General features: G+C 57.9%; 13 protein-coding genes and 3 tRNA genes. 7 read left to right on the plus strand and 9 right to left on the minus strand.

The annotated features are described in order from the left end of the window. Positions 1-38 precede the first annotated feature (38 nt). The 6 genes from NAT23_RS11335 to NAT23_RS11360 all read left to right on the plus strand — a co-directional run bounded on the left by NAT23_RS11335 (position 39) and on the right by NAT23_RS11360 (position 4,172). Complete coding sequence (locus NAT23_RS11335; RefSeq protein WP_251928387.1) at positions 39-2,366, plus strand: AsmA family protein; 2,328 nt, start codon at positions 39-41, stop codon at positions 2,364-2,366. Between the two features lie 105 nt (positions 2,367-2,471). Continuing rightward, a complete protein-coding gene (gene mutY, locus NAT23_RS11340; RefSeq protein WP_251928388.1) occupies positions 2,472-3,554 on the plus strand; it encodes an A/G-specific adenine glycosylase in 1,083 nt (360 codons plus the stop codon). 10 nt (positions 3,555-3,564) lie between these two features. Continuing rightward, a complete protein-coding gene (locus tag NAT23_RS11345) occupies positions 3,565-3,834 on the plus strand; it encodes an oxidative damage protection protein (RefSeq protein ID WP_285836139.1) in 270 nt (89 codons plus the stop codon). 88 nt (positions 3,835-3,922) lie between these two features. Beyond that, positions 3,923-3,998 (plus strand) — tRNA-Phe (locus NAT23_RS11350). 3 nt (positions 3,999-4,001) lie between these two features. After that, positions 4,002-4,076: transfer RNA gene (locus NAT23_RS11355), tRNA-Gln, on the plus strand. Positions 4,077-4,096: 20 nt separating this feature from the next. After that, a tRNA-Thr gene (locus tag NAT23_RS11360) sits at positions 4,097-4,172 on the plus strand. Between the two features lie 212 nt (positions 4,173-4,384). Here NAT23_RS11360 and NAT23_RS11365 read toward each other — a convergent pair. Both NAT23_RS11365 and NAT23_RS11370 read right to left on the minus strand, forming a co-directional pair. After that, complete coding sequence (locus tag NAT23_RS11365; protein WP_251928389.1) at positions 4,385-5,407, minus strand: helix-turn-helix transcriptional regulator; 1,023 nt, start codon at positions 5,405-5,407, stop codon at positions 4,385-4,387. Further along, positions 5,404-6,153, minus strand: a complete 750-nt coding sequence (locus NAT23_RS11370) for an SDR family NAD(P)-dependent oxidoreductase (protein ID WP_251928390.1) — start codon at positions 6,151-6,153, stop codon at positions 5,404-5,406. Before NAT23_RS11370 ends, NAT23_RS11365 begins: the two co-directional genes overlap by 4 nt. A gap of 208 nt (positions 6,154-6,361) precedes the next feature. Between NAT23_RS11370 and NAT23_RS11375 the strand changes: the two genes are divergently transcribed. After that, positions 6,362-6,562: a hypothetical protein gene (locus NAT23_RS11375; RefSeq protein WP_251928391.1), complete on the plus strand. Its 201-nt coding sequence runs from the start codon at positions 6,362-6,364 to the stop codon at positions 6,560-6,562. Here NAT23_RS11375 and NAT23_RS11380 read toward each other — a convergent pair. The 7 genes from NAT23_RS11380 to NAT23_RS11410 all read right to left on the minus strand — a co-directional run bounded on the left by NAT23_RS11380 (position 6,543) and on the right by NAT23_RS11410 (position 15,947). Further along, a complete protein-coding gene (locus NAT23_RS11380; RefSeq protein ID WP_251928392.1) occupies positions 6,543-8,045 on the minus strand; it encodes a CoA-acylating methylmalonate-semialdehyde dehydrogenase in 1,503 nt (500 codons plus the stop codon). The genes NAT23_RS11375 and NAT23_RS11380 overlap by 20 nt on opposite strands. Positions 8,046-8,118: 73 nt before the next feature. Then, positions 8,119-9,018, minus strand: coding sequence for a myo-inosose-2 dehydratase (gene iolE, locus NAT23_RS11385; protein WP_251928393.1), 900 nt, complete (start codon positions 9,016-9,018; stop codon positions 8,119-8,121). 63 nt (positions 9,019-9,081) lie between these two features. After that, positions 9,082-10,932 carry a 3D-(3,5/4)-trihydroxycyclohexane-1,2-dione acylhydrolase (decyclizing) gene (gene iolD / locus NAT23_RS11390; protein ID WP_251928425.1) on the minus strand — a complete coding sequence of 617 codons (1,851 nt, stop codon included), beginning with the start codon at positions 10,930-10,932 and terminating at the stop codon, positions 9,082-9,084. After that, positions 10,929-12,869, minus strand: a complete 1,941-nt coding sequence (locus NAT23_RS11395) for a bifunctional 5-dehydro-2-deoxygluconokinase/5-dehydro-2-deoxyphosphogluconate aldolase (protein ID WP_251928426.1) — start codon at positions 12,867-12,869, stop codon at positions 10,929-10,931. The genes iolD and NAT23_RS11395 overlap by 4 nt, the downstream gene beginning before the upstream one ends. Positions 12,870-13,134: 265 nt before the next feature. Then, entirely contained in the window at positions 13,135-14,145 is a 1,011-nt protein-coding gene (locus NAT23_RS11400) for a Gfo/Idh/MocA family protein (protein ID WP_251928427.1), read from the minus strand. A 29-nt stretch (positions 14,146-14,174) separates the two neighbouring features. Further along, positions 14,175-15,077 (minus strand): sugar phosphate isomerase/epimerase family protein, encoded by a 903-nt coding sequence (locus NAT23_RS11405; protein WP_251928428.1) that lies wholly within the window; start codon positions 15,075-15,077, stop codon positions 14,175-14,177. Positions 15,078-15,119: 42 nt separating this feature from the next. After that, positions 15,120-15,947 carry a TIM barrel protein gene (locus NAT23_RS11410; protein WP_251928430.1) on the minus strand — a complete coding sequence of 276 codons (828 nt, stop codon included), beginning with the start codon at positions 15,945-15,947 and terminating at the stop codon, positions 15,120-15,122. Positions 15,948-16,066 lie beyond the last annotated feature (119 nt).

Raw genomic sequence — 16,066 nt, forward strand, 5'->3', positions numbered from 1 at the left:
TGGATGCGCGAACAGGCCATTTGCAAGGGAGTTTTTCGATGAAAGCACTGGTTCGCCTCCTGTTGGCAGCGATCGGCGTTTTGGCGTTATTGCTGGTATGTGGCGTGATCTATGTCACGACGTTTCTGGATCCGAACGATCTCAAGCCGCGCATGGTCGAGGCGGTCAAGGCACAGACCGGGCTGGATCTGACGCTTAACGGTCCGCTGGACTGGTCGTTCTATCCCCACCTTGGCATGTCGATTCAGGACGCGTCAGTGCGTTTGCCGGAGTCTGACGCCAATGCTTCACCGCTGGCCTCGGTCAAAAGCGCCGATGTGGAAGTCGCTTTCGCACCGCTTCTGGTCGGAGATGTATCGATCGACGGGATCACCGTCAACGGGCTCAAGCTCGACTTGAAACGCGATGAGCAGGGACGAGGCAACTGGGTTCAGGTGCTCGATCATATGGGCGAGAGTCAGGGCACGCTTTCCAACGACAAGCCCAAGGCCTCTCGGCCGGTCTCTCCGCAGAATGCGGCCAGTCAGCCGCTGGGCATCGACATCGCACGACTCAATGTCAATAACGGCTGGATTCATTATCAGGACCTTGAAAGCGGCGCTGAATATACCCTCGACAAGGTCATGATCGAAGGCTCGAACATCGTACCGACGCAGTCGTTTCCGTTGACCATGAGTTTCGAGCTCGCCAGCAAGGCGCCCGAGTTCACCTCGGAAGTCTCGCTTAAAACCCAGGCAAGGGCCGACCTTGCCGCCAAGCGTTATGAGCTGTCCAAGCTTGCCGTCAATAGCCGCACTCACTACCCCGCCCTCGATGGCGCTCATGAGCAAGTGCTCAATGCCAGCATCGAGCGCCTCGTTGCGGATACTCAGGCGAGTCGGTATCAGCTTCAGGGCGTAACCTTCGACGGTGAAAGTTACCTGCCGGGTGAAACCGAGAAGGCGCTGCCATTTGCCGCGTCACTGTCCGCAGAGGCCGATCTTTCACAGCAGACAGCAGCCTTGACCGATATAAACGTGACAGGTGGCGACGATCTTCGCTTGAGTGGTGGCCTGAACGTCACCGGACTTTTGGATTCGCCCTCGTATAACGGCACGCTTACGCTGGCGCCGTTCAATGTGCGCCAATGGCTTTCCGATCAATTGAACGTGTCTCTTCCCAGTGCGGACAAGAGCGCGTTGACCAAGTTGGCCTTCAGCTCTCCTATCAAGGGCGATCTCAATACGCTGAAGCTGCCTGATCTTGATATTGCACTCGATGATCAGGATTTCTCCGGCGAGGCTGAGCTTGGCCTCAAAGGGCAGCGACTGATGCTCGCTCTGACCGGTAAGCGCCTTGACCTTGACCGTTATCTGGCGCCGCCGAAAGGCGGTGCTGATCAGGCCTCACGTAGCGCTCTGATCCGCTCGGCAATGGCCGAGGAGAAAGGCGCTGCCGATGCGTCTGGAGTGGTGCCGGTTGAACTGCTCAAGACGTTGTCGCTGGATCTGGGCGTGAAGCTTGATCAGATGACCCTCAAGGGAATGACGCTTTCCGATGTGGCGCTGGCCGTATCGGGGCGCAATGGTCAGCATACCCTCGATCATCTCAATGCCAATCTCTACGGTGGATCAGCCGCGTTCAAGGGTGCGCTCAATGTGCTCCAGTCGCCGATCGCATGGCGTCTGTCGGAGCAGATCAAAGGCGTTCAGCTCAAGCCGCTGCTTGCCGACGCCACTCAAAAACCAGCCAAAATTCAGGGCGCCCTGGCGCTCGAGGGCACCCAGACCTCGCGAACAAATGAGTTCGACAGCATGCTGACCAATCTGAACGGTCGCGTCGATTTCCATGTAACCGATGGGGCGCTACTGGGTCAAAATCTGTCCAAGGCTATGTGCGGTGCGGTTGCGACGCTGAGCGGCAAGCAGGGGACGCGAGAGTGGTCTGAGGATACGCCATTCAAGACACTTCAAGGCACGTTCAAGATCACAAACGGTGTCGCCCGAAACGATGATTTCGAGCTTTCGATTCCCGGGCTTCGTTTCGACGGTGCCGGTGAGGCCAATCTGCCCACAGCCCGATTCGACTACGGACTCAAGGGCCATTTCGTGAATACGGCGGACCCTGATGCTTGCCGTGTCAGTGACAAGTTCCAGCGTGTGGCATTCCCTGTGCGCTGCAAGGGGGAATTTTCCGGTGAGCCTGGTTCCTGGTGCGGGGTTGACCGTGACGCGCTTCAGGCGTCACTGGGGTCGCTGTCCGTTAGCGAAGCCAAGCGCAAGACTCAGAAAGAGCTTGAGCGTGGCATCAATGACAAGGTGAGCGAAAAGTTTGGAAGTGACACCGCCAGGGAACTAAAAAACGCATTGGATGGTCTATTTAACTGAGCAATCCTTCAAAAGCCAGTCTTAAGCGCCGACATTCGTTCGGCGCTTTTTTTATGTCCGTCACAAACCGGCATAATGGTGGGACCATGACGATGAGGAGAGCGCATGCACGTTCTAACCGCCGAGGCGTTTCAACAGCGCGTATTCACCTGGTTCGACCGATACGGGCGAACTCATCTGCCTTGGCAGCATAATAAAACGCCGTACCGTGTTTGGGTTTCGGAGATCATGCTCCAGCAAACGCAGGTAGCAACCGTCATCGAGTATTACCAACGGTTCATGGCGCGCTTTCCCGACGTCAAAGCGCTTGCCGAGGCGCCGCTGGATGAGGTGCTCCATCTCTGGACGGGGCTCGGCTACTACGCGCGAGCGCGCAATCTCTATAAGGCCGCGGGCGTTGTCATGAGCGAGCACGACGGTTCGTTTCCGGTCGAGTCAGTCGAGTCTCTCATGACGCTGCCAGGCGTTGGACGCTCTACTGCAGGCGCCATTTACAGCATCTCGACCGACCGCCCAGCGCCGATTCTGGATGGCAATGTCAAACGAGTACTTGCCCGTTTGCATGCCGTGGAAGGCTGGCCCGGCAAGACCGAGGTTGAACGGTATCTATGGCAGTTAGCCGAATATTATCTTCCCTCGACGCGCGCCGCCGAGTACACCCAGGCGATGATGGATCTAGGGGCCACACTGTGTGTGCGAAAAAGGCCTGCGTGTCTGTTGTGTCCGTTTGAGGACGTGTGCATGGCTCATGCACGTGGGCAGGAAGACGCTTTTCCTGAGTCCAAGCCCAAGAAGGCCAAACCAGAGCGGCAGGCGTACTTTGCGCTCGTTCAGAATGACGCAGGGCGAGTCCTGCTCGAGAAGCGGCCCGAGAAGGGCATCTGGGGCGGTTTATGGAGCTTCCCCCAGTTTGAGGATAGGGATGGGCTTGAGGCCTGGCTGCGGGGCTTAGCGAGCGATATACAGCGCACGCCGCATTGGGCGCCGTTTGTGCATGTGTTCAGTCATTTTCGATTGACCATCACGCCGTGCCCGGTACGCTTAAGAGGTGTCGATGAGGCGCTTCAGAGCGCTGATCGTATCTGGGTCGACCCGTCCGATGTATCCGGTATTGGGCTTGCCGCGCCGGTCAAGTCGCTTCTCGAGCATCTAGAGTCCGCCCGGGATGTTATTCAGTCAACAACGTAGGGTAAGTCGAATGCGAACCGTTCAGTGCCGTAAGTATGGCGAAGAGAAAGAGGGGTTGATGATGCCGCCTCTGCCTGGTGAGAAAGGGCAGGAGCTCTTTGAGACCGTGTCCAAGCAGGCGTGGGAAGAGTGGCAGCAGCACCAAACGCGTCTGATCAATGAAAAACATCTGAGTTTACTGGACCCAGATGCGCGTCGTTATCTGATGACTCAGATGGAGCTTTTCCTGGATAACGAGCCTACGGATGTGGCCGAAGGCTTTGTGCCGCCGAGCCATTAATTCTGCTGTGCGAATTATTTTGGAAAAAGATGAAAAAGAGTGTTGACCGAATCTCTAGTTTTCGGTTTAATACGCACCCGTTGGCAACGGCCAGATAGCTCAGTTGGTAGAGCAGGGGATTGAAAATCCCCGTGTCGGCGGTTCGATTCCGTCTCTGGCCACCATGTTGGGGTATAGCCAAGTGGTAAGGCACCGGTTTTTGGTATCGGCATTCCCAGGTTCGAGTCCTGGTACCCCAGCCAGTCAACACTGTTAATGCAGTGCCGACATAGCTCAGTTGGTAGAGCAACTGACTTGTAATCAGTAGGTCCCGGGTTCGACTCCTGGTGTCGGCACCATTAATTTTTACAACTAAGTCAATTAGTTGGTTCCAGATCAACCGCCCTCGAAGGCGGTTTTTTTGTGTCTATGCGTACTATACGACGTACTAAGTCACCCCCTTTACTACTTATCCGACGGCCCTACCAGCGGCACGCTCAAATTCATCTGGGCTCTCATGGACGCCTTTCAAGGTACAGCGTGCCAAGTGTAATGCGCTGGGACAGCGCCATCACGATTTACGTGCCAAAGGCTGGCCGCTAGCCGAGAAGGTTTGATCGGACCGCCATTCGGCGGGCGGTTTGCCTTCCCACTTCTGAAAGGCCCGATAGAACGAGCCCGCATCGTTATATCCGAGCATATAGGCGATCTCGGATATCTCGTATTCCGGTTGGATGAGATATTCGCAGGCCAAGTCATGCCGCACGTCGGCTAGCAGCGACTGAAAGCTTTGTCCGTTCTCGTTTAGCTTGCGCTGCAAGGACCGTTCGCTGATCGCCAGTTCACGCGCAATGCTACGCAACTCAGGGCGTCCTGCGGTCAGGCTGCGCCGCAACAGCCAACGCACCTGGTCGATCAGGGTCTGCGATGTACATATACCCTCGATGTGTTGCTGAAGCCCCTGATCAAGAAGATCTAGCATCGCGCGGTTGTAGCTCTTGAATGGCTGGTCGAGATCGTCGGCGTAAAAGGTCAGCAGATCCTGATCTGCATTCCAATGAACGGGACATTTAAAATATGGTTCCAAATGCGTGTGCATCGGCCCTCGCCGTTCGATTCGTTTTGGGCGGATCTGTTTTTGGGTGCCTGTAATGGCAAGTTCAAGGATAGACGCCATCGTCGCATCGACCAGCGCGTCGGGAATGAAGTCGACAGCGAAGGGCCATGAAATGCGCACCGTCGCCTCACCGCCCGATACCATGATTTTGATCTCTTCGGGTGCACACAGCTTTTTGAAACGTGCCACGCGAACCAGCGCATCGCGCAGATCGCGCGCGTGATACGCCACCAGAATCGAGGGTGGCATGATTGCCCGATCTAACGCAGCGGACAAATCTAGCCCCACATTCGGCCCCCTCAGCGCCGACAGCCCGCGCCACAGCGCAAAAAAATCTGCCGTGGACAGGTGCGCGTCGTCCTGTCCCGCCGACACGGGCAGTTGTGACGCACGCAACATTTCGGATCGTCTTATCCCCATCTGGGCCAAGCCGTGCCAGAAGGCCGCCGGAACCCTGATCCGGTCGCGTATCGTCATTTGGCTTGAAAGCCTCCATCGATATTGAGGGTGTGCCCAGCCACGAAACGCGACTCCTGCGACAACAGCCAGACGATTCCTTCGGCGATTTCTTCAGGCTGGCCCATGCGCCCGATGGGGTGCATAGCATCGAGTTCGGCTTCGGCGGCCTCGATCTGGGCGGCGATGATGTCGGTATGAATGGCGCCGGGAGCAACCGCGTTGATGCGAATGCCTTCGGCGGCGTGGTCGAGGGCGGCAGCCTTAGTTAACCCCACAACCGCGTGTTTGGTTGCGCAATAGGTTCCGGTCCATGGCACGCCATTCAGTCCCGCAATAGAGGCCAGATTGACAATCGCGCCGCCGCCCTGCTGCTTCATCTGAGCGATCTGGTATTTCATGCCGTAGTAGACACCCAGTACGTTGGTTTCGAACATATCACGAAAATTCTGCGTGTCCGATTGGTCAATTGTCGCGCTCTCGTTATAGATTCCAGCGTTGTTCACGGCCATATCCAGACGCCCGAATTCGCTGACAACCTGCCGAACTAGCCGCTGCACCGCAGCCTCGTCGTTGACATCGCATGGCATGAACCGAACCTGTGCCTGACCGCAGGCCAGCGCTTCGATTTCTTGCACGGCGGAAGCGCCTTTTTTCGCGTTGCGTCCGCTGATGACAACAGTGACGCCCTGACGCGCCAGTTTGAGAGCGGTGGCCTTGCCGATGCCGCTGGCACCGCCGGTAACTAGTGCTGTTTTATGGGGCATGTGAAACTCCTTGGGTTTGGTTAGACCCAGAGCGTAAACGCGTTGCGGCCTTTATATAATCGCAGAACACGCCAAACTATTGGCGTTGTCCGCCAGCCGGTGTTCACTTCTTCAGACTGGAGTTTTTGCACATGATCAATTCGGCCCCCTTCGCGGTAAGGCTGTCACCGCTGCGGTCTTGATGCTCGAGGCACATAGAAGGAAGGGCATGGGTGATCTGATAGCGGTCGTCGGCGGGAAAATCCAGAGTGTCGATAACTACGGGGTTGACGATGTCGGCGACATCAAGAGATTACTGCGTCGAGTGATGATCTACGGCAATGATAGCGGCCAGAAGCATGGCTCTGTGCTTTGGGGGGAAGCCGGCGCATTGCGCCGGCGTTCAAGGGTTAGTGGGTCGGCATGGTGAAACTGTTGGTTTCGTTACGAATGCCACTCGGCCAGCGCTGGGTGATGGTTTTCATACGTGTGTAGAAACGAACGCCGTCGTTGCCATGCATGTGGAGCGGTCCAAACAGAGAGCGCTTCCAGCCACCGAAGCTGTGGAATGCCATCGGGACCGGAATCGGTACGTTGACGCCGACCATCCCCACCTGGATCTGCTCGCAGTATTGGCGCGCAGCGTCTCCGTCACGGGTAAAGATCGCGGTACCGTTACCGAACTCGTGGTCGTTGATCATGGCAACGGCGTCATCGAAGCTCTCGGCACGAGTGATCGCCAGCACCGGACCGAAGATCTCTTCAGAATGGATACGCATGCCGGGTTTGACGTGATCGAAAAGCGTACCCCCGACGAAGTAACCTTTGCCGGTACCTTCGAACTCGGCGTTACGGCCATCCACGACCAGTTCAGCGCCTTCCTGCTCGCCAACGGCGATGTAGTCTTTCACTTTGGCCAGATGCTCTGCAGTAATTAGTGGGCCCATGTCGTTTTCTTGACCATCGACCAAACCGGGGCCCACGCGAAGCGTCTCGAGCTTTTCGATCAGCTTTTCACGCAGACGGTTCGCGGTTTCTTCACCGATCGGGACAGCCACTGAAATCGCCATGCAACGCTCGCCTGCACTGCCGTAGGCTGCGCCCATCAGTGCATCGACGGCTTGATCCAGATCGGCATCCGGCATGATGACCATATGGTTCTTGGCACCGCCGAGCGCTTGAACCCGCTTGCCATGCTTCGAGGCGGTGGCGTAGATGTATTCAGCGATCGGCGTGGAGCCGACGAAGCTAACTGCCTGAACGCGCTCATCGGTCAGCAGGACGTCGACTGATTCCTTGTCGCCGTTGACGACGTTGAAAACACCATCGGGCAGGCCCGCTTCGGTCAGAAGTTCTGCCAGACGCATCGGCGTGGACGGATCCTTCTCGGACGGCTTCATGATGAACGTATTGCCGCAGGCGAGTGCGATCGGGAACATCCACATGGGTACCATGGCCGGGAAGTTGAACGGCGAAATACCTGCGCACACGCCGACCGGCTGCATCATCGAGTAGCTGTCGACGCCGGTGCCGACGTTCATGGAGTACTCACCCTTTTGTAGGTGTGGAATGCCGCAGGCGAATTCGACCACTTCTAGCCCGCGGGTCAGCTCCCCTTTGGCGTCGGAAAACACCTTGCCATGCTCGCTCGAAATCAGGCGAGCCAACTCATCAGCATGCTCTTCGATCAGAGCCTTGAAGCGAAACAGAATGCGTGAGCGGCGAAGCGGCGTCACTTTCGACCAGCGTTTGAATGCCTCATCGGCAATGCCGATGGCATTACGGGTTTCGTCGGCGGTAGCGAGGGCGACTTGAGCGCTCTGCTCGCCGGTTGCAGGGTTGTACACTGGTGCAAAGCGGTCGCTCTGGCCAGTGCTGATCGCGCCGTTGAGATAATGCTGGATCGTGTTCATGCCTTTCCCTTTTTTCGCGAATAAGTATGTTGCGTGAGTCGTTGGGTCGAGTCAGAGGCTGAGATTGTCTGTGTCAGTCGGTGACCTGGAAACCGGCGCGCTCGGCGACCTGTTTCAACCCCTTGTGGCCAAGCCGGGCCTGGGTCAGTGAATGAGCGACAGAGGGGTCCTGTTCGGCCTCGACCACAAGCCAGCCCTCGTACCCCTCGTTCTTGAGGTGCGTCAGTGCCGGAAGGAAGTCGATATCACCGTCGCCAGTGACGGCGAATAGACCGTCGAGAACGCCGTCCAGAAAGCTCTTATCGCGGTTCCGCGTTTCTTTGAGTACGTCAAAACGTACGTCTTTGCAATGAATGTGATGTATGCGTGACGCGTACCGCTGGGCCAAGGCCAGTGGGTCGCCGCCCGCCACGACCAGATGGCCGAAATCGAGCAGCAGGCCGACCGCGTCACTGGTGTTGTCCATCAAGCGTTCGACATCGGCCTGGCTTTCGATCACGGTGCCCAGGTGGTGGTGATAGACCATCTGAACGCCGTGCTCTTTCAAATAAGCGCCGACCCGGTCAAGCCCTTCGGTCAGGCGGGGCCAGTCGACGTCTTGCAGGTGAGGGCGCTGTGACACGGGGCGCATCTGATCGCCATGAACGCAGTGGCTGACCTCACAGAACACCATGACCTTCGAGCCGCACTGTTTCAGTAGTTGAAGGTGGGATTCGACCGCTTCTATCTCTTCCTCGACGCTTCGCTCCAGAAGCTGCGAGGAGTACCAGCCGGAAACGAGCGAGAGGTCATGATCGCTCAGCACCTGATTGAGTGCGTCCGGTGTGCGGGGAAATTTTTGACCCAGCTCGAAGCCACTGAATCCGGCCTGGCGGCCTTCGGTCAGACAGGTTTCAAGCGGCGTATCTCCACCCAGGCTGGGCAGGTCGTCGTTGGTCCAGGTCAACGGATTGATGCCAAGACGTACTGACATGGAAATGCTCCTGAAATATCGATGCCCTGGAGCGGACCGTGCCGCTCCGGTTCTGGTTGACGGTCAGAGGTTCTTCCACTGACGGGCTTTATGCTTGTCATAGCGTGCACGGGCTTCTTCGACTTCGGAACGCGCCGAAACTTCGGCAACGGCCACGTCCCACCAGGAGCCCCCTTCTTCGGTACCGGCCTGGCCATCGGTGTCGAGGGTGATGACGTAACTGATGGGGGAGGCCTTGGCGCGCTCGAGGGCCGCTTCGAGCTCGCCGATGTTGCCGACCTTCTCGGATTTCGCGCCCAAGGCAGCGGCGTGTGCTGCGAAATCGGTTTTCGGAGCGCCATCTTCGGCTGTCAGACAGTCTTCCAGCATGTTATTGAAGCCCGGCCCACCGCACGCCTGTTGCAGGCGATGAATGCAGCCGTAGCCGCGGTTATCCAGAACGACCGCGATGATCTTGTGGCCCAGCATGACAGAAGTGGCGATTTCGGAGTTGAGCATCAGGTACGACCCGTCGCCGACCATCACGAACACTTCCGAATCGGGTTTGGCCATCTTGACGCCCAAGCCGCCGGCAAGTTCATACCCCATGCAGGAATAGCCATACTCCACGTGATAACCACGGGCGTAGCGCGTGCGCCATAGTTTTTGCAGTTCACCGGGCAAACCGCCGGCGGCGCAGACCACAATGTCTCTTTCGCTAGCGGCTCGATTGACGGCGCCAACGACTTCGGCGTCGGTTGGAAGGTCAGTGCCGCGGTCTGTGGTCGCGACGTCGACGCTTCGGTGCCACTGCCGGCGAAGCTCATCGGCGCGCTCGACCCACGCGCTCTCGGGCTGCCAGTTGGTCAGGCCGTTCTCGAGCTCGGGCAGGGTCAATAGAGCGTCGCCGACCAGTGGCTGACTGCGGTGCTTGATCGCATCGAAGGAGGCAACGTTCAAGCAAAGAATTCGAGCCTCTGGATTGATCATTGCCCGCGAACCGGAGGCAAAGTCCCCCAGGCGGGTGCCGACCGCAATGATCAGATCGGCGTCGGCAGCCAGGGCGTTGGTCGAGGCAGCGCCGGTCACTCCGATGGTGCCCATGTTCTGCTCGTGGTCCCAGGGCAGTGCGCCCTTGCCGGCCTGGGTTTCCCCGACCGGGAGCTGATATTTCGACACGAAGGCGTCGAAGGCGTCGCGTGCCTGAGCGTAATGAACCCCGCCGCCTGCGACAACCAGCGGCTTGCTGGCTGTCTTGATGAGTTCGATCGCGCGTGCAAGCTCACCCCGGTCCGCCGCCTGACGGCGAGGGTAGTGGGTCTGCTCGTTGAAAAAGTGCTCGGGGAAATCGAACGCCATGGTCTGCACGTCCTGAGGCATTGCCAATGTGACCGGGCCGCATTCGATCGGATCGGTCAGCACGCGCATCGCCTGCGGCAGTGAGGTCAGAAGCTGCTCGGGCCGGGTGATGCGGTCGAAGAAGCGGCTGACCGGACGGAAGCAGTCGTTGCTGGTCAGCGTGTGGTCGTGAAAGTTCTCGATCTGCTGAAGTACCGGGTCCGGCATGCGGGTCGCGAACGTGTCGCCTGGCAGAAACAGCACAGGTAGCCGGTTGACGTGTGCAAGCGCTGCAGCCGTTACCATATTGGTCGAGCCCGGCCCGGCCGAAGCGGTACAGGCCATCATCTGACGGCGATCCAGCGTTTTCGCATAGGCGATGGCGGCGTGGCTCATGCCTTGTTCGTTGTGCGCGCGCCAGGTCGGCAATTGATCTCGAACCTGATAGAGCGCTTCACCAAGGCCTGCGACGTTGCCATGACCGAAAATAGCCCAGCAGCCGGCAAACATCGGTTTAAGTTCGCCGTCGATCTCGACCTTCTGAGCGGTCAGATAACGTATGACGGCTTGCGCCATGGTCAGACGGACAGTACTCATGAAGTCATCTCCTCTGAAGAGGGCTGGCTGTTGCGAAGGCGCTGCCACTCATCGATAAGTTCGGCGTAGTTATCGGCTACGCGGGTGATGAGGGTTTCATCGTCGATCGTGCCGGCGAGCCAGTCGCGACTGGGCGCTGCAAAAAGCGTCCGGCCGACCGTAAAGCCCTTGCACTGGCTGTGGCTTGCTGCGGCAGCGAAGCCTTTTTTCATGTCAGCCATCGGCGCGTCGAGGCCAAGTAGCACGACACCGCGGCAATGCTTGTCCTGCTCGTCGATCACCTTGCTGACAGCGCTCCAGGCTTCGTCGTTCATCGATGGCAGCTTCCACCAGTCCGGGCGGATGCCCAGGTTGTAGAGCCGCTTAAGAGAGCGGGCCAGTACCTGATCATCATCGCCATCACGCGCAGGCGGAATGATTTCGATGAGCAGTTCAAGCTCCATGCGGCAGGCTGCCTGATACAGCTGACGCAGATGCGCTTCCTGATCCAGACGCAGGCTCATCTCATCGTCGGGATGGTAGAACACCAGACACTTGATGATGTGTTCGCGCGGCCACTGACGCAGCACCGACCCCAGGTCGTCCCCGTGCTGGAAACGTAGCGGGCGAGATCCAGGAAGCTCGACCGGGCGGCCGATCCACCATTGGCGACCGGTCGCGTCGTTCAGGGCGTCCTGACCGAACACGTCATCGACAAGAATGGCCGGGTGCTCGAGCCCGGTTTCCTGTGCGCCTCGTTCGGCTGCCTTGACCAGAAGCTGCTTGAGTTGCGGTAGGCGGGCCTGATCGGCGCCGACCTCTCGAGCCATGTCTGTCAGCTGACGGCGATGATCGAACGCCAGCCCGCAGACTTCCGGCCAGGAGTTCGGAACGCGCGTGGTGACGCGGTGAAGGTGATTGAGCTGCTTGTCGCGGTCGGGGCGTTTGACGCTATCACGGCGGTCGAGGTAGTCGAAAAGCTCTTCTTCGGTCGGCATGGCCGGAGCACAGCCGTGGCGTGAGACGACAAGCGCGCCACAGGCGTTGGCGTATGTAGCGCTGGTGCGCCAGTCCTCGTTCCGAAGCCAGCCGCGCAGAAGCCCGCTCATGAACGCATCGCCTGCGCCCAGCACATTGAGGACGTCGACCTTGACGCCTTCGACCAGAATGCCATCTTCGATACGCTCAGGGATGTCGTTTTCGAACACGACGCAGCCCAGCGCGCCCAGTTTGCAGACAAGCGTTGCGTCGGTTTTTTCGCGCACTGTGCGTAGGGCGGTGAGCGTATCGGTGTCCCCACCGGCAATATGAAACTCTTCTTCGGTGCCGACGATCAGGTCGAAGTCGCTCAACCACTGTTGAAGATGATTTGTGACTTTTTCATCGGCCACGAAGCGGGTTTCACCATCGCCGGGCTCCGTCAGGCCCCAGAGGACCGGGCGGTAGTCGATGTCCAGTGCACATTTGACCCCATGATCACGAGCCGCATCCAGGGCCTTGCGACAGGCGCGCTGAGTGGTGTCGGTCGACAGGTGCGTGCCGGTAATCACCAGTGATTTGGCGCGGGCGATGAACGCTGGGTCGATCGCGTCTGCGTCGACGGCCATATCGGCGCAGTCGCGGCGATAGAACAGTAGGGGGAAACTGTCGCGGTTTTTGAGCGCCAGGATTGCAAGCCCGGTATAACGCTCCGGGTCGGTTTGAAGGGCGCTCACATCGACGCCTGCCCCAGAAAGTTCTTCACGAACGAAATTTCCGAACTGCTCATTGCCGACCCGGGAGAGCATGGCGGAGCGAAGGCCAAGACGCGCGGTGCCATAGGCCATGTTACCGGAGCTGCCGCCGAGGTATTTGGCAAAACTTGCTACGTCTTCCAGGCGGTTGCCGATCTGTTCGGCGTATAGGTCGACCGCAACTCTTCCTAGACAAATCAGATCAAGCGAGGAGGTGTTGTTCATGATGCTTTCCTGCATGGGGCCGGAGTCGCCTCCCTGAAGCTAGGCGGTGCGACGCGTCCGGTGATTGGATGACATCGGTTCATTTATTCCGATCATAGAATGTTTGGAACAAATTTTCCTATTAAACGATAGTTGGAAAAAATATTCTCTATCTCGGTCGAGTCGCGATGGTGTAAGGCCGTTCGAACGCGTTTTTCAAAAAAAGCCCCGAGTCTTGATGGGATCAAGACAGCGGGGCGGATTGTTTCATGCCTTGCGGCCGAACTCAGCGGTAAAAGTCGGGGCGAGTCGGCATATCGATCGACTCGATCTGACCGCTTTCCTGCGCCTTGACGCATGCGTCGCCAGCGACGGCAGCTGCGTAGCCATCCCAGGAGGAGGGCCCCTTGAGCGTGTTATCCGTCGCGTCCTGGATGAAGCCCTGAAGTTCGATATCGAAGGCGTTGTTGAAGCGATTTTTCCAATCCTGGAGAATTTCGTTGCCGCGAGTACCGGCCTTGAGGACCGTCAGGCTCTGAGGTTCTGGAAGGTGCGCGATGCCTTCTTCGCCGACCACGGTGCACTGAATGTCATAGCCATACTGGCAGTTGACGAAGACTTCGACGTCGATGCGTATGCCGCGGGTCGTTTCCAGAAGCACCATTTGCGGATCACGGACCTGACTGTGCGCGTGACGGCTCTTCTTGGAGAAAATGACCTGGGCGCTTGCGTATTCGTCATCAAGCAGCCAACGGAAGGTATCAAGCTCATGGATAAGCGTGTCGTGAATCGCCATTGGCGTGATGTAGCGCTCCGGCACCGTCGGGTTACGGTGTGCGGCGTGAATCATCAGCGCGTCGCCAAGGCTTTCATCGTCGATCGAATTCTTGAGCAGGTTGTAGCCTTGATCGTAGCGGCGCATGAAGCCGACCTGTACCAAGCGACGGCCGGCGGTAATTTCGGCTTCCATGATGCGCTGACAGCCTTCGGCAGTCGTGGCCAGGGGTTTTTCACAGAAAACGTATTTTCCGGCCTTGATGGCGGCCAGCACGTATTCTTCATGGGTTTGACCCCAGGAGGTCACCAGCACGGCATCGACGTCATCGGAGGCGATCAGCTGCTCACCGCTTTCATACACCTTGGCGTCAAGGTTGAGCCGGCTGACCATGGCGCTTGCCTGCTCATGGTTGACGTCGCTGACGGCAATGATCGCTGCGCCAGAGAGTGTCTGAGTGATACGGCGAGAATGTTCTTCCCCGATCATGCCTGTGCCGATCACACCAATACGTAATGTCATCTTTTGATTCTCCGAATCGGTTTCAGTCGTTACTTCCAGTATTTGTCGACGTAGCTTTGAATTTCGTTGCGCATGAAGCGAGAGGACTCTTCAGCTTTTTCTTCCCAAGCAAAGACACAGGCGGTCATGATGCCGTCGAAGCCGACATCAGCTAGGGTTTTAAAGAACAGGTCCCAGTTCACTTCACCTTCACCGATGTTGAGGTGCTGGTGAACCCGAGCAGTGGAGCCCGGCGGGTTGATGATGTAGCGAAGCCCGGAGGAAGCCTTGTGGTTGAACGTGTCGGCCACGTGGACGTGAGCGAGCACTGGCGCGCAGTCGCGAATCATCTGTTCCATGTCTTCACCGAAGTGGAACGTGTGCGGGGCGCAGTACAGGAACTTGACCTTGTCTGAGTTGATCGTTCGAATCATGTCCACCGCAGGGTGCAGCGTTTCGACAAAATCGTCGGGGTGCGGCTCAACGTTGAGCTGGATGCCTTCGCGTTCGAAAATGGGCACCAGCTCTTCCATGGAGCGCCACCAGGCGGCTTCGCTTGATTCAGTGGTCACGCCGCCTTGGCAGCAGCTCGAGCAGCTGCCCCGCTCTGGATGCGGGCCACGGCCGAATTCGGAGTTCATGGTGTCCACGCCTAGCTCGACCGCGATCTCGATGGCTTTTTTCCAGAACTTGACTGCCGACTGACGCTCTTCTTCGTGTGGGCTGGCCCAGCGATACATGGGCAGCAGCGATGCAACTTGGACGCCATGATCCCTGAGCGATTTCTTGAAGGAGTTCAGCCGCTCCGGGTATACCCGCGGGTGCACGAACCAGTCCAGGAAGTCGGCGCGGGGCGACAGTTCAATGTGCTCATACCCCAGATCCGCTGCCAGACGAGGCAGGTCGTCCAGAGGGACATGGCGGTGCATAAAAGGGTCAAGGGCAATTTTCATGATGAAAATTCTCCTGGGGAGTCGTTATCGAATGGGGCGTGCTTACTTATTCAAGGACGAACGAATAAACTCGAGACTCTCTTTCGTGGCCGCCAGCGGATCGGGAAGATCCCAGACCGGCTTTGAAAACGGCTCGAACGAGAAGTAGCCGGTGTAGCCTTTCTCCATAAGATCACGAATTTGTTCGACGTTACCAAGACGGTCTTCCGGGCCAACCAGAACGCGGTGATCGTCTAACATGTCGTTGAACGAGATGTCCTTATCCTCGACGCCTGAAATGTGTACGAGACCGGTCATTTCGGGGAAACAGGCCGATTCATCGGCGCCGCGATGATGGAACGTGTCATGCACGACACTGAAACGATGCTCGAGATTCAGTTCCTTGATAGCCGCTGTGGCTGCCTGCTTGGTGCGAAGGCTCGAGATCGGGAAGCCGAGTGGTTCGACCAGACCACGAATGCCGTTGCGCTCGAAGATGCCATCGAGTCCCTTGAGGGCCGTGACGACGTGGTCGTGCTGTTGCTGTTCGCTCAAACCATGCTCGGCATCGACCAGAGGGCATAGGATCAAGGCTTCGGCGCCGCTGGCCTTGGCAAGCTGTGCCATGGCCTCTGCCTGTTCCGCGCGCTCGTCATTCCAGATGTTGAATGGGTAGAGAGCGTTGATGGTTAGCACGCGAATGCCACGTTCACGGGCATAGTCCCCCGCAGCGCGCGCCTGTTCCAACGTAAGAATGCTGTTTTCGCCGATATCGTTGCGAAGCTCAATTGCATCCAGGCCGAGGTCAACGGCGCCATCGACCAGTTTCTTTGCGCTGATAGAGGGGCAGATCATGTGGTTGAGAGCGAAGCGGGGAGTTTGGCCAGACATGTTTAGGGTTCCTTGACTGTTCATCGCGTTGTCTTCGCGGGGGTCCGAGTGGAGCCGAGAGTGCGTCGAGATTAGAATTTATATTCCTTTTGTTCAACTATTGGAAAATAAGGTCTATA

This window comes from Larsenimonas salina (assembly GCF_023736155.1).
GTDB classification, from domain to species: domain Bacteria; phylum Pseudomonadota; class Gammaproteobacteria; order Pseudomonadales; family Halomonadaceae; genus Larsenimonas; species Larsenimonas salina.

What these genes read in the sequence shown, in the direction of transcription:
- NAT23_RS11335 (WP_251928387.1), top strand. Translation starts at nt 39, where the DNA reads ATGAAAGCACTGGTTCGCCTCCTGTTGGCAGCGATCGGCGTTTTGGCG.
- mutY (WP_251928388.1), top strand. Translation starts at nt 2,472, where the DNA reads ATGCACGTTCTAACCGCCGAGGCGTTTCAACAGCGCGTATTCACCTGG.
- NAT23_RS11345 (WP_285836139.1), top strand. Translation starts at nt 3,565, where the DNA reads ATGCGAACCGTTCAGTGCCGTAAGTATGGCGAAGAGAAAGAGGGGTTG.
- NAT23_RS11365 (WP_251928389.1), bottom strand. Translation starts at nt 5,407, where the DNA reads ATGACGATACGCGACCGGATCAGGGTTCCGGCGGCCTTCTGGCACGGC.
- NAT23_RS11370 (WP_251928390.1), bottom strand. Translation starts at nt 6,153, where the DNA reads ATGCCCCATAAAACAGCACTAGTTACCGGCGGTGCCAGCGGCATCGGC.
- NAT23_RS11375 (WP_251928391.1), top strand. Translation starts at nt 6,362, where the DNA reads ATGGGTGATCTGATAGCGGTCGTCGGCGGGAAAATCCAGAGTGTCGAT.
- NAT23_RS11380 (WP_251928392.1), bottom strand. Translation starts at nt 8,045, where the DNA reads ATGAACACGATCCAGCATTATCTCAACGGCGCGATCAGCACTGGCCAG.
- iolE (WP_251928393.1), bottom strand. Translation starts at nt 9,018, where the DNA reads ATGTCAGTACGTCTTGGCATCAATCCGTTGACCTGGACCAACGACGAC.
- iolD (WP_251928425.1), bottom strand. Translation starts at nt 10,932, where the DNA reads ATGAGTACTGTCCGTCTGACCATGGCGCAAGCCGTCATACGTTATCTG.
- NAT23_RS11395 (WP_251928426.1), bottom strand. Translation starts at nt 12,869, where the DNA reads ATGAACAACACCTCCTCGCTTGATCTGATTTGTCTAGGAAGAGTTGCG.
- NAT23_RS11400 (WP_251928427.1), bottom strand. Translation starts at nt 14,145, where the DNA reads ATGACATTACGTATTGGTGTGATCGGCACAGGCATGATCGGGGAAGAA.
- NAT23_RS11405 (WP_251928428.1), bottom strand. Translation starts at nt 15,077, where the DNA reads ATGAAAATTGCCCTTGACCCTTTTATGCACCGCCATGTCCCTCTGGAC.
- NAT23_RS11410 (WP_251928430.1), bottom strand. Translation starts at nt 15,947, where the DNA reads ATGTCTGGCCAAACTCCCCGCTTCGCTCTCAACCACATGATCTGCCCC.